At 61.2% G+C, this 12,078-nt stretch carries 12 protein-coding genes; 4 read left to right on the top strand and 8 right to left on the bottom strand.

Translation table 11 applies throughout. The annotated features are described in order from the left end of the window. Position 1 precedes the first annotated feature (1 nt). The 8 genes from ACIQJ2_RS16035 to ACIQJ2_RS16000 form a co-directional block, all read right to left on the bottom strand. Positions 2-1,948, bottom strand: a complete 1,947-nt coding sequence (locus ACIQJ2_RS16035) for a DUF2207 domain-containing protein (RefSeq protein WP_400667577.1) — start codon at positions 1,946-1,948, stop codon at positions 2-4. A gap of 93 nt (positions 1,949-2,041) precedes the next feature. Further along, the gene (locus ACIQJ2_RS16030) at positions 2,042-3,298 is read right to left on the bottom strand and encodes a 3-phosphoshikimate 1-carboxyvinyltransferase (RefSeq protein ID WP_199145571.1); all 1,257 of its coding nucleotides are present in this window, start codon (positions 3,296-3,298) and stop codon (positions 2,042-2,044) included. A gap of 189 nt (positions 3,299-3,487) precedes the next feature. Continuing rightward, positions 3,488-4,039 (bottom strand): LemA family protein, encoded by a 552-nt coding sequence (locus ACIQJ2_RS16025; protein ID WP_400667579.1) that lies wholly within the window; start codon positions 4,037-4,039, stop codon positions 3,488-3,490. A 163-nt stretch (positions 4,040-4,202) separates the two neighbouring features. Further along, complete coding sequence (locus ACIQJ2_RS16020; RefSeq protein ID WP_106996775.1) at positions 4,203-5,162, bottom strand: glycine--tRNA ligase subunit alpha; 960 nt, start codon at positions 5,160-5,162, stop codon at positions 4,203-4,205. A gap of 119 nt (positions 5,163-5,281) precedes the next feature. Then, on the bottom strand, positions 5,282-5,473 hold the full coding sequence (locus ACIQJ2_RS16015) for a hypothetical protein (protein WP_199145529.1): 192 nt from the start codon (positions 5,471-5,473) through the stop codon (positions 5,282-5,284). A 16-nt stretch (positions 5,474-5,489) separates the two neighbouring features. Next, entirely contained in the window at positions 5,490-6,350 is an 861-nt protein-coding gene (locus tag ACIQJ2_RS16010) for a S49 family peptidase (protein ID WP_199145530.1), read from the bottom strand. Between the two features lie 107 nt (positions 6,351-6,457). Next, positions 6,458-7,234 (bottom strand): tRNA1(Val) (adenine(37)-N6)-methyltransferase, encoded by a 777-nt coding sequence (locus tag ACIQJ2_RS16005; protein WP_400667582.1) that lies wholly within the window; start codon positions 7,232-7,234, stop codon positions 6,458-6,460. Between the two features lie 8 nt (positions 7,235-7,242). Next, the gene (locus tag ACIQJ2_RS16000) at positions 7,243-7,473 is read right to left on the bottom strand and encodes a DUF2007 domain-containing protein (RefSeq protein ID WP_199097047.1); all 231 of its coding nucleotides are present in this window, start codon (positions 7,471-7,473) and stop codon (positions 7,243-7,245) included. A 108-nt stretch (positions 7,474-7,581) separates the two neighbouring features. Between ACIQJ2_RS16000 and ACIQJ2_RS15995 the strand changes: the two genes are divergently transcribed. The 4 genes from ACIQJ2_RS15995 (at position 7,582) to moaB (ending at position 12,055) form a co-directional block, all read left to right on the top strand. Then, entirely contained in the window at positions 7,582-8,598 is a 1,017-nt protein-coding gene (locus ACIQJ2_RS15995) for a polyprenyl synthetase family protein (RefSeq protein WP_199145534.1), read from the top strand. A gap of 123 nt (positions 8,599-8,721) precedes the next feature. Beyond that, positions 8,722-10,575, top strand: coding sequence for a tetratricopeptide repeat protein (locus ACIQJ2_RS15990; protein ID WP_199145573.1), 1,854 nt, complete (start codon positions 8,722-8,724; stop codon positions 10,573-10,575). 11 nt (positions 10,576-10,586) lie between these two features. Further along, positions 10,587-11,501: a 4-(cytidine 5'-diphospho)-2-C-methyl-D-erythritol kinase gene (locus ACIQJ2_RS15985; RefSeq protein ID WP_199145536.1), complete on the top strand. Its 915-nt coding sequence runs from the start codon at positions 10,587-10,589 to the stop codon at positions 11,499-11,501. Then, positions 11,501-12,055, top strand: coding sequence for a molybdenum cofactor biosynthesis protein B (moaB, locus tag ACIQJ2_RS15980; protein WP_199145537.1), 555 nt, complete (start codon positions 11,501-11,503; stop codon positions 12,053-12,055). The genes ACIQJ2_RS15985 and moaB overlap by 1 nt, the downstream gene beginning before the upstream one ends. Positions 12,056-12,078 lie beyond the last annotated feature (23 nt).

Genomic DNA, 12,078 nt, shown 5'->3' with positions numbered 1-12,078 from the left:
TTTACCACCCTCCACCGCCTCCACCGCCGCCACCGCCTCCGGAGAAGCCACCGCTACCGCTGCCGCTTCCTCCATTACCGAAAGCGGAGGAAGAGCTGGAGGCAGGCGCAGGAATGGTCGAGGCGATGGTGGAAGCCATCGAGGAGGAGAAGTCGCCGATCGTTCCGCCAATGTTGCCCGGACGGAAGTCGCCGGAATACCAGAGCGGCGCATAGGCTGCTGCCGCTGTTGCCCCCGCTGCCGTGGCAAGCCATGTCTCGAAGGCGCTGGACCATGGTTTTTCAACGCCGAGTGCTACCGCATAGGGTAGCAGCGTTTCGAAATGCCCTGGCGACATCTGTGGTGCGCCCTGCATGTTCATCCGGTCGCGCTCCGCCAGCGTCAGATATTGTCTGAGACCGGCAATGCCATCCATCATCTTACGCCCGAGCGGCGTCGGCGCGCCCATCAGGAAATAGAAGACGACGTTGAGCGCGAAAATGCCGACGATGCCTGCGACCAGCGGCAACAGACCTGCCTCCCAGAGCGGCACGACCGCGGCGGCAAAACCGCTAACGGCAATCGAGACGAAGACGAAGCCGAAGAAGGCGAAGATCAGAACCGAAACAATGCGCTGGGCGAGGCTCGCATTATGCCTGCGGAACCTGCGGCCGATCGAGCTCGCAAAGATCGTCACGAAAATCGACAGGAAACCGGGCACGACGATCAGCGGCAACGCATTCTCGTGCAGACGGCCGAAGATGACGATCGCAGCCAGAACCAGAACAGAAAGGGCAATACCGGCAATCACATAGAGCGAATTCGCCTTGTAGTATTCGCCGCGATGATCGCGCTCGATGGCGCTGCGGAATTTCGAGCCGAGCCGCTGCACCGCCTCGCCGTTCGCCTTGTCGATGACAAGTGGAGAGAATGGCCCGACGGCCTGCATCAGCACCTTGTCGCCACCGCCCAGATCAGTGCCAGCCTTACCCGTGGGGCGGATGACCACCTTTCCCGAGAGATCGTCGAGAATGACATAGCCGCGCACCGCAAGATCGATCGCCGTTGCCGAGAATGCCGTCCAGCTGGAGCTGGCAAAACCTTTGTTGTCGATATAATTGACCAGCGCCGGTGAAATGCCTCCAGGCGGATCCCAGCGCGGGACCATCACGCCGGCCGGCGGGTCGCGGCCAACCGCAATCCAGCTGCGCATGTAATAGACAAACAGCAGGATCAGGCCGCCGATAGCGATCGTCGTGTCGAGATGATCCCTGAGGAACCAGCCCCATTGCTGGCTGCTGCTTGGCGGCGCAATCGCCCCTTTTGCAAGCTTGATGGCGATTGTCAGACCTTCGGCGCTTGCGAGCGGCCGGGTTGTCGTAAAGGTAGCTACATTGCCGTCCGCGCTGGCGCTGGCACTCTTGCCGTTGGCACCGAGCGGCCCGGTGAAGAAAGCAAGCTGTTGCGGGCGCACGCCGTCAGGCAATGTGACGGTTGCCCTGGCGTTGATGATCGGGAACAGCCAGCCATTGCCGGTCACGTTCCAATAGAGCTCGTCGTGATCGTCGAAATAGCGCATCTGACGATTGGTGTCGTAGGTGATGCGAAAGCTATGCGGGCCGGGTTTCAAGACCCGCTCGGCATTGCCGATATATATGCGCTCGCCGCCCCTGATGCGCTCAGTGCGCCAATCCTCCGGCTGGTCGTCGCGTTCGACGGACACGACCTTGAAATCCACCTGGATCTCCCGGCCGCCGGCATCGGTCATAACAAGCGGAAAATCGCGGAAAATACCGCGTCTGATGTCTTGGCCTTCCGAATTGACAGCAATGGTCTCGACCACCCGCATGGAGCCGTCGCGATGCAGGGTAATCGCCTGATCGAATTTGGTGATGAGTTCGGCCGCGGTGACAGCCGTTGCGCAAAGCAGCAGGCAGAGAGCCAGGAAGAACCCGCAAAGCCGTGTCATCACTCCCCCAAAGAATGGCCGCGGCGCCGTTGCCGGCGCCGCCTTGCATCAACAATGCTTCCGCACCCCACCATCCCTCGGAATGGCGGAGCGTCAATCTTCGTAAGAGACCCCGAGCGAAGCCAGCACGTTCCAATAGGACGGGAAGGTCTTGGCGACGCAATCGGGATCGAGAATGGTGATGCCACCGATCTTCAGGCCGGCGAGCGCAAAGCTCATGGCAATGCGGTGATCGGCGAAACTATCGATCTCCGCAGGCAGCACCTTGCCGGCGAGGCTCGGATCGGATGCGACGATCAGATCGTCGCCCTCTTCCGTGCCGAGGTTCGGAACGATGCGCGACAGGCCGCTCGACAGTGCGCGGATACGGTCGCATTCCTTGACGCGCAGGTTCTCGATGCCGACGAAGCGCACCGGCGTTTCGTTGAAGGCGGCAAGGACGGCAAGCGTCGGGATAGCATCCTGCATCTGCGAGCCGTCGATGACGGCCGGAAGATGCGGGAACTTGGAAATCAGATCATAAGCTTTCGCATCCGGCTGAGAGAACTGTTCGGCCGGGGTGCCAAGATCGATCTTGCCGCCACCAAGCACTTCAGCTGCCCAGAGATAGGTCGCGGCAGAGGCATCCGGCTCGATCAGGAAATCGGCGGCATGATAGCCGGTGGGCTCGACGCGCCAGGCGACGGGGCTCACGCGCTCGACCTTGGCGCCGAAAGCACGCATGGCCGCAACCGTCAGATCGATATAGCCGAGGGCGCCGATATGCTCGCCGAGCAGCTCGACATCGACAGCACGGTCGCCGCCGGCCGCCATCATCAACAGCGCCGAGACATACTGGCTGGAAAGGCCGCCATCGATCTGCACGCGGTTTGCCTCGAAACGACCGGTGCCATTGACGGTCACGGGCGGGCAGCCGGTTTCGGCCGAAGCGTCGATGCCTAGCGAACGCAGCGCGTCGACGAGCGGGCCGATCGGCCGCTTGCGCATATGCTCGTCGCCATCGACGATGACCTTGCCTTCGACCAGGGCGGCAGCAGCCGTCAGGAAGCGTGTCGCCGTTCCGGCATTGCCGAGAAAGAGAGGAGCTGCGGGCGCCTTCAGCTTGCCGCTGCCTGTCACGATGAAGGTGGTATCGTCAGGCTCATCGATCGTCACGCCCATGGCGCGCAGCGCTTCGGCCATATAGCGGGTATCGTCGCTCTTCAGCGCGCCTGTCAGCCGGCTCGTGCCCTTGGCAAGGCCTGCCAGCAGCAGTGCGCGGTTGGTGATCGACTTCGATCCCGGCGGCATGGCGCGCCCGGTCAGAGGCTTGCCCGGCGGGATAATCGTGAGTTTGGCTCTACCCATCATCATTCTCTTTGGTCAGAGCCTTTCCGTGCTTCTTCGAATCGCGAAAAGGCTCAATCTTTTTGTTTTTACGCAATTCCATAGGGAAAACCGCGACGCACTTTTCCTGGAATTGCTCAGGTCGGGAAAACGGCCGATGGCCGTCGGTCGGCATCCTTTACCGCCTCGCATGAAAAACCGATAGCAAAAATCTCAGAACTTTACCGTGGGAACGGCACGATCCGCTTCGTTGGTGATTTCGAAATAGGCTTTCTTCACGAAGCCGAAGGGGCCGGCAATGAGGTTGTTCGGGAAGGTCTCGACCTTGACGTTCAGATCGCGTGCGGCGCCGTTGTAATAGCGACGCGACATCTGGATCTCGTTTTCCGTCTTCTCCAGCGATTGTTGGAGCTCGACGAAGCCCGTATTCGCCTTCAGGTCCGGATAGGCTTCGGAAACGACCATCAGACGGCCGAGCGCCTGGCTGAGAATGCCTTCGGCCGCAGCACGGCCCGCTACATCGCCCGCCGGCACGGCCTGTGCCGCATTGCGCGCCTGGGTGACTTCGACCAGCGTCTTGTTCTCATGGCCGGCATAACCTTTGACCGTCTCGACCAGATTGGGAATGAGATCGGCGCGTCGCTTCAACTGCACGTCGATGCCGGACCATGCCTCCTCAGCAACCTGGCGGGCGCGAACGAGCCCGTTGTAGATGAAGACGACATAGAGCGCGGCCAGCACTATGACTGCGAGAAGAATGAGCATCTGATATCCCCGTGGCGACTGCAACCATGGGGACACTACAGCATCGGCCCGAAAATCGGAATCGATTTTCGGAAGGCCTAATGCGCAGATTCAAAGACATTGAGCGCCGACCGAAATTTGTTCTGGGAGCACGCCTCTCACGCGCTCCAACCCAAATTCAGGCTCAGGCGGCCTGCTGGTTCCAGTTGGCGCCGCCTGCATCGGTCAGCAGGAAGGCCTCGCCACAAGCCTTGGCCAGCGTGCGTACGCGCAGAATATAGCTCTGGCGTTCCGTCACCGAAATGACGCCGCGGGCATCGAGCAGGTTGAAGACATGGCTCGCCTTGATGCACTGGTCGTAGGCCGGGAAGACGCATTTGTGCAGGCGGTGGTTTTCGCTGTCGCCGGGGGCGCCGGCTGCCAGCAATGCCTGGCATTCCTTCTCCGCATCGATGAAGTGACGATGCAGCATCTCGGTATTGGCATATTCGAAATTATGCCGGGAATATTCCTGCTCGGCCTGCAGGAAGACATCGCCATAGGTGATCTTGTCTTCGCCTTCGAGGCCGTTGAAATTCAGGTCATAGACGCTATCGACGCCCTGCACATAGGTCGCAAGACGCTCCAGGCCGTAGGTCAGCTCGCCGGCAACCGGCGCGCATTCAATGCCGCAGACCTGCTGGAAATAAGTGAACTGCGAGACTTCCATGCCGTCGCACCAGCATTCCCAGCCGAGGCCCCATGCGCCGAGCGTCGGGCTTTCCCAGTCGTCCTCGACGAAACGGATATCATGCAGAAGCGGATCGAGGCCGATCGCCTTCAGCGAGCCGAGATATAGCTCCTGCAGGTTCGGAGGATTGGGCTTCAGGATGACCTGGTACTGATAGTAGTGCTGCAAGCGGTTCGGGTTTTCGCCATAGCGGCCGTCGGACGGGCGGCGCGACGGCTGGACATAGGCGGCCCGCCACGGCTTGGGGCCGAGAGAGCGCAGCGTGGTGGCCGGATGGAACGTGCCGGCGCCGACTTCCATGTCGTAGGGCTGCAGAACCGCGCAACCCTTGTCGGCCCAGTAATTGTGCAGCGTCAGGATCAGCGCCTGAAAGGAGCGCTTCGGGTTCATGTGGTCGGGCACGTTGGCAGTCATGGGAGCTGATTTCTTCTGCTGGCGAATTGTTTGGCGGACAGGTGCCACGGCGAGGCGAACGGGTCAAGGCTTTGCAGCGTAAACCGCTATCCGGCTTGCCTCACCGAGACACGCGGATGCTATTCGTCGTCGCGCTTCACCCGGTATTCTCCGGTCTTCGGATCCTTGATCAGCGTTCCCATCGCGCCGGTGCGCCGCTCCGTTTCGGCGCGGCGGGATTTTTCGGCGAGCCGTTGGGCATCGCGAACGAAGCGCCGATACAAGAACCAGATGCCGCCGATGACGACGATGAAGAAGATGATCCGGGACATTACCCAGCGCTCCCGATTACAATCCGTACCGGCCCCACAATGCCTTTTCCTCTGCCGCTTCGGCAAGCCCGGCTGCAAGGCCAGCGCCAAGGCCGTCCATGCTGCCCAGCGAAATGCCCGGAGCCTTGCGACCGAAAAGGCTGCGAGGCGTGGTGACCAGCGCAAGCTTGACCTTGTCGCCGAAGCGTTTCCTCAGCTCCTGGCGCATGTCGCCGAGACCATCGATGAGGCCAAGCTCCAGCCCGCGGCTGCCCGTCCAGAACAGGCCGGAGAACACCGTTCCGTCCGCCGAGAGCTTTCCGGTGCGCCGCTCCAGCACCATATCGATGAAGACCTTGTGGATCTCGAGCTGTAGGCTTTTCAGATACTCGATGTCCTTTTCCTTCTCCGGCTGGAAAGGATCGAGGATCGCCTTGTTCTCGCCGGCGGTATAGACGCGGCGCTCGACCCCGATCTTCTTCAGCAGTTCGGGAAAGCCGAAGCCGCCGGAGACGACGCCGATCGAACCGACGATGGAGGTGGCGTCGGCGATGATCTCATCGCCGGCAAGCGCGATCATGTAGCCGCCTGAGGCAGCAACATCCTCGACGAACACCAGAACTCTCTTGTTTTTCTCGGACGCCAGATCGCGAATGCGATTGTAGATCATGCGCGATTGCACCGGAGAGCCGCCCGGCGAATTGACGACGATGGCGACAGCCGGAGCCGCCTTCATCTCGAAGGCTTTTTCCAAGGCCTGCGCCACACCCGCCAGATTAAGCGATTGCCGCAGCGGGCCGCCGCCGGACGAGATGACGCCGCTCAGCCGGACCACGGGTATGATCACCCGTTCCTTGCGGAAGCGCTTCGGAAGCATGCGTCTCAAGAACTCAACCATTCGTCATCCCTGAATCATGATGTTTGCTGCCCGGTGATGTATGCATGGAAACGGCAAACGCAACATTGCGGGTCTTATTTCCTTGGCCGATCAATACGAACGAGGGTCTATCGACGCGGATATGGGGCGCGGCCATTGTTCATATCGTCGACGAAATCGGTGAATTTATGCGTACCCTCGCCGTGCATGGTCAGGGGCGTTCGCAGCGCCAACCTAGCCCTTGATCCCTTGATTGCCGTTACCAGGATGCGCACGGCATTTTCGCCTTCGCGCGGATGGATCGGCGTGATCTCGATGCCGCCGAAGCGACGGCCGCAGGCAGCAATGATCTCGCCGACGGATTCGGGCCGCGCGATCAGCGACAGCTGGCCACCTGATATCATGATGGCGCCTGCCGTGCGTATCCAACGCTCGAACAGCCCTTCCGTCATGGCATGCGCCTCTGCTTTCAGCGCATCGGGTGTCAGACGGTCGCTGGCATCGTTGAAGGGCGGATTCATGATGACATGATGGAAGCTGTCGTCGGCGAGACCCGCTTCGTTACGGGCCTTGCCGATGAGCGTCACGTCGGCCTCGATCACCGAGACGCGAGCCGCAAAACGTGCATTTTCCGGCAGCAGCAGGCTCTTACGGGCGAATTCGGCCATATCGGGCGAGCGCTCGAACAGCACCACCTCGGCCCGGTCGAGCCGCGAAGCGACGGCCATTCCGGCCGCACCGGCACCAGCGCCGAGATCGGCGACCCGGATCATGCGATCGTCGGCGACGAGCGCGGCCAACAGCATGGCATCCATGCCTGAGCGATGCCCCCTGCCCTTTGGCTGGACAATATGAAATGCGCCGCGATGGAAGGCATCGATGGTTTCGGAAGGACTTTCGGCCATGGCGAACCTCAGCCGCGCGCCGGGCGAAGCTCGTCGCCGAGGCCGGCATCGACGAGGATCCGCCGGGCCTGATCGGCACGCTCCTCCTCCACCAGAAAACGGCGCGGCAGCATGCCGAGCGAGCCTTCCAGGATGCTCATGGCCTGATCCGCAACGAAGCAATGAATCCCGGCGTCCTTCATCAGACTCTGCGCAAACGAGAGCAGGACGGGATCGTTGGTACGGATCAGTTCGTGCATAAGCCCTAGAATTCCTGTCAAATTTACGCGACGAGACAATTCGCCTCTTGCCGCTTGTTTCGCCCCTTCTTATTGTGCTTTGCAGAAAATGAACAGGAGTCCGGATCGTTGGGCGTCGTGATACCGCTGGAAGAAAGCAAGAATAAACTGGCATCCATCAAGCCTTTGGTGGATCTGACCAAGGCGGATATGGAACGCGTCAATCAGCTCATCCTGTCCAAGGCCGGCTCGGATGTGCAGATGATCCCCGAGGTTGCGGAGCATCTCATCTCCTCCGGCGGCAAGCGCTTGCGGCCGATGCTGACGATCGCATCGGCAGCGCTCTACAACTATCAGGGCGACAATCACATCAAGCTCGCGACCTCGGTCGAATTCCTGCATACGGCCACCTTGCTGCATGACGATGTGGTGGACGAAAGCGACCTGCGTCGCGGCAGATCCACCGCCCGCATGATCTGGGGCAACCAGGCAAGCGTGCTCGTCGGCGACTTCCTGCTTGGCCAGGCCTTCCGCATGATGGTGGAAGTCGGCTCGCTCGAAGCACTCGACGTCTTGTCGTCGGCCGCCTGCGTCATTGCCGAAGGCGAAGTGCTGCAGCTCTCCGTTTCCAAGAACATGGAAACGACCGAAGACGATTATCTTTCGGTCATCCGCGCCAAGACGGCCGCGCTTTTCGCAGCTGCAGCAGAAGTCGGCCCGATCGTCGCCAATGCCGGCAAGGCCGAGCGCAATGCGCTGAAATCTTACGGCACCAATCTCGGCCTCGCTTTCCAGCTCGTCGACGATGCGCTCGACTACGGCGGCAAGGCTGCCGATCTCGGCAAGAATGTCGGCGATGATTTCCGCGAGGGCAAGATCACGCTTCCGGTCATCCTCGCATATCGCCGCGGCACCGAGAAGGAGCGCGCCTTCTGGCGTGACGCCATCGAGACCGGCAACAACAGCGACGAAAATCTCGAAAAGGCCCTGGGCCTGATCACGAAATATGGCGCGCTTGCCGACACGATTGCCCGTGCCATCCACTACGGCACCATCGCCCGCGACGCTCTGGCGCCGCTCCCCGAAACGCCCTGGAAATCGGCACTTCTGGAAGTGATCGATTTCTGCATCGAACGCGTTAATTGATAGCGGCGGACCGAATTTGTTGCAGGGCCGCTTCAAAAAAGCCATCCTGTTGTGAATCAGTTGACACGAACGCTTTATGCCGCCGGCGACTTCGCTGGCCGTCCCTCGATGAAAGGCTTTCTAATGCGGCAGAGACTTGCCATCCGTTTCCTCTCGAGCGTAGCCTTGGCGGCGGTCCTTTCGGTGTCCGCCCTGAGTGTCGCGCGGGCTGAGGACAAGCCGGCAAAGGCGGAAGTCACCGCCCCGGTCGCCTTCGATCCGGATAATGTCGATACCTTCGCCGGCGCCTTCCTTGCCGCCCGCACCGCTGATGTCGATCACGACTATGACACCGCCATCGCGCTTTACAAGAAGGCGCTGATGATCGACCCGGGCAATCCGGAAATCCGCCAGCGTTTGATGATTTCGCTGCTGCTCAACGGCAATCTCGAAGAAGGCGTGAAATACGCCAACGAGCTGAAGAACGACCCCTCCGTCGAGCGCGTCACCACGATCGTTCGCGGCATGGATGCCATCCGCCGCCACGAATACCGGTCCGCGCAGGAAATCCTCAAGTATAACGGTCCGAACGATCTCGACCGGATGATGACCAACCTGCTCTCCGCCTGGGCGCGCGCCGGCTCCGGCCGCGGCAAGGAAGCGATCTCGATGGTCGACAAGATGAAGGGACCGGACTGGTTCAACATCTTCAAGAACTATCATGCCGGCGCCATCGCCCTGTCGATCGGCGATATCAAGTCCGCTCGCTCGCACCTCAACGACGCCATCCTCGACAAGACGGGCGGCGCGACGGCCCCGGACACCTTCATGCGCGCCGTCATGGCGCTTGCACGTCTTGAAGCCAAGGCTGGCGACAAACAGAAGGCGCTCGATGCGATTTCGGTCGGCGACAACCTCGTCAGCAACTATGCCCCGCTCAACGCTCTGCGCGACAGCATCAGCAAGGGCGATACGCCCGAGCAGCAGGTGACCAATGCCGGCGAAGGCGCGGCCGCCGTGCTCTTCACCGTCGGCGCTGCACTGAACCGCGACGGCGCCGAAGATGTCGTCTCGCTCTATCTGCAGATTGCCAACTCGCTCGATCCCAAGGCTGCCGATACGCTGGTGCTTCTCGGCGGGCTCGCTGAAAAGCAGGATCAGACCGACCGCGCTATCGCCTTCTACAAGAAGGTGCCTGACAATTCGCCGATGTCCCGCATCTCCGAGCTGCAGCTTGGCCTCGCGCTTGCCCAGGCCGGCAAGGTCGACGATGCGCGCAAGCACTTGAAGGCGCTGATCGATTCCGATCCCAACGATATCCGCAGCTACCTTGCCTATGGCAGCGTCCTTTCCGATGCGAAGGACTTCCAGGCCATGGCCGACACATACGACAAGGCCGTGCAGATCATCGGGCCGGTGCCGAAGCGCAGCGACTGGGCGGTGTTCTTCCAGCGCGGTATTGCCTATGAGCGGCTGAAGAAGTGGCCGGAAGCCGAACCGAACTTCAAAAAGGCTCTGGAGCTGAACCCGGACCAGCCGCAGGTGCTGAATTATCTCGGCTACTCCTGGGTCGACATGAACATGAACCTCGACCAGGGTCTCGACATGATCCGGAAGGCTGTCGATCTGAAGCCGGATGACGGCTACATCGTCGACTCCCTCGGCTGGGCCTATTTCCGCCTCAACCGCTTCGACGATGCCGTGAACGAACTCGAGCGGGCCGCGCAGCTCAAGGCCGGGGACCCGACGATCAACGATCACCTCGGCGACGCCTACTGGCGCGTCAACCGCAAGCTGGAAGCTGTCTACCAGTGGAATCGTGCGCTCGCGTCGAAGCCGGAAGAAGCCGATATTCCGAAGATCAAGGAAAAGGTCGAGAAGGGTCTGCCTGCTCTCGACACCGATCCGAAGACCGTCGACAAGAGCAAGCAGCCCGATCCGGCACCGGCGCCAACTCCGGATTCGGGCGCCCCGGCTCCAGTCGATAAGAAGTCCTAAGAAGACTTCCCATGAACGCGATCTTGGCAGCGGGCGATTTCGACCTCACGGAGGAAGCGCCCGCAAAGATCAATCTTGCGCTGCATGTCACCGGCCGTCGCGCCGACGGTTATCATCTCCTCGATATGCTGGTGAGCTTCGCTCGTCATGGCGATCAGCTTGGCTTCCGGGCGAGCGAGCATGACGAATTCAGCCTGTCAGGGCGCTTTGGTCCGCTGCTTTCAGCGGATGCCGAGGCCGGCGACAACCTTGTGCTCAAGGCGCGCGACCTGCTGCGACAGGCGGCGGAGTCTGTCGGCCGCGAAGCCCCCGCAGTTCACATCCATCTGGAAAAGAACCTGCCGATCGCCTCGGGTATCGGCGGCGGCTCGGCAGATGCGGCAGCAACCTTACGCGGGCTGATGCGATTATGGCATCTCACCCTGCCGCAGGAAACCATCAAAGCCATCGCCTTGAAGCTCGGCGCCGATGTGCCGATGTGCCTTGCCAGCCGGCCACTGGTGGCGCGCGGCATCGGCGAGGCGATTGAATTGTTACCGGCCTTTCCGGCCTTTCCCATGGTTCTCGGCAATCCACTTGTCGGGGTGTCGACGCCGGAGGTATTCCGCCAGCTCTCCCGCAAGGATAATCCCCCGCTTCTGTTTCCATCGCAAATGCCGCAGGGACAGAGCGAATGGATCGACACGATCAAGACCCTGCGCAATGATCTCGAACCGCCGGCGCGCACCATATGCGGTGAGATCGCGGCGCTATCCGGCCTGATCGAGAGCCAGTCTGCGATCGTGACGCGCATGTCCGGCTCCGGTGCGACATGTTTCGGCATCTTTGCCGATGTCGACCAGGCGAAGACTGCAGCCGCCACGCTTCACAGACTAAGGCCCGACTGGTATTTCCAGGCGACCGAGACGATCGCAGGAGGGGTGTAATGGCAGGCGCAGTCAACGAGAGATCCTTCATCCCTGTCGGTATCGCCGTGCTGACCGTGTCCGATACGCGGACGCTCGCCGACGACAAGTCAGGCGATACGCTGGTCGCCCGCATCGCGGACGCCGGCCACAGGCTTGCCGCTCGCGCCATCGTTCCCGATGACAAGGAACGCATCCGCGCGCAGGTGGAGACCTGGACAAAGGACGACGCAGTGGATGTCGTGATTACCACGGGCGGCACCGGCTTTACCGGCCGCGACGTGACGCCGGAGGCGCTCGAACCATTGTTCGAAAAGCGGATGGACGGCTTTTCCGAGGTCTTCCACCGTATTTCCTACGACAAGATCGGTACGGCGACGATCCAGTCACGCGCAACCGGCGGCGTTGCCAACGCAACCTTCATCTTCGTGTTGCCCGGCTCTCCCGGTGCCTGCAAGGATGCCTGGGACGGCATCCTGAAAGCCCAGCTCGACTATCGCCACATGCCCTGTAACTTCGTTGAGATCATGCCGCGCCTAGACGAGCATCTGAGGCGCGGTGCCGGTTCCAAATAGGCTTTGCCTGTTCGCATTGCCTG

The organism is Rhizobium sp. NPDC092011, assembly GCF_044756305.1.
Classification (GTDB): domain Bacteria; phylum Pseudomonadota; class Alphaproteobacteria; order Rhizobiales; family Rhizobiaceae; genus Rhizobium.
This window is presented reverse-complemented; position numbering and strand designations above follow the sequence as displayed.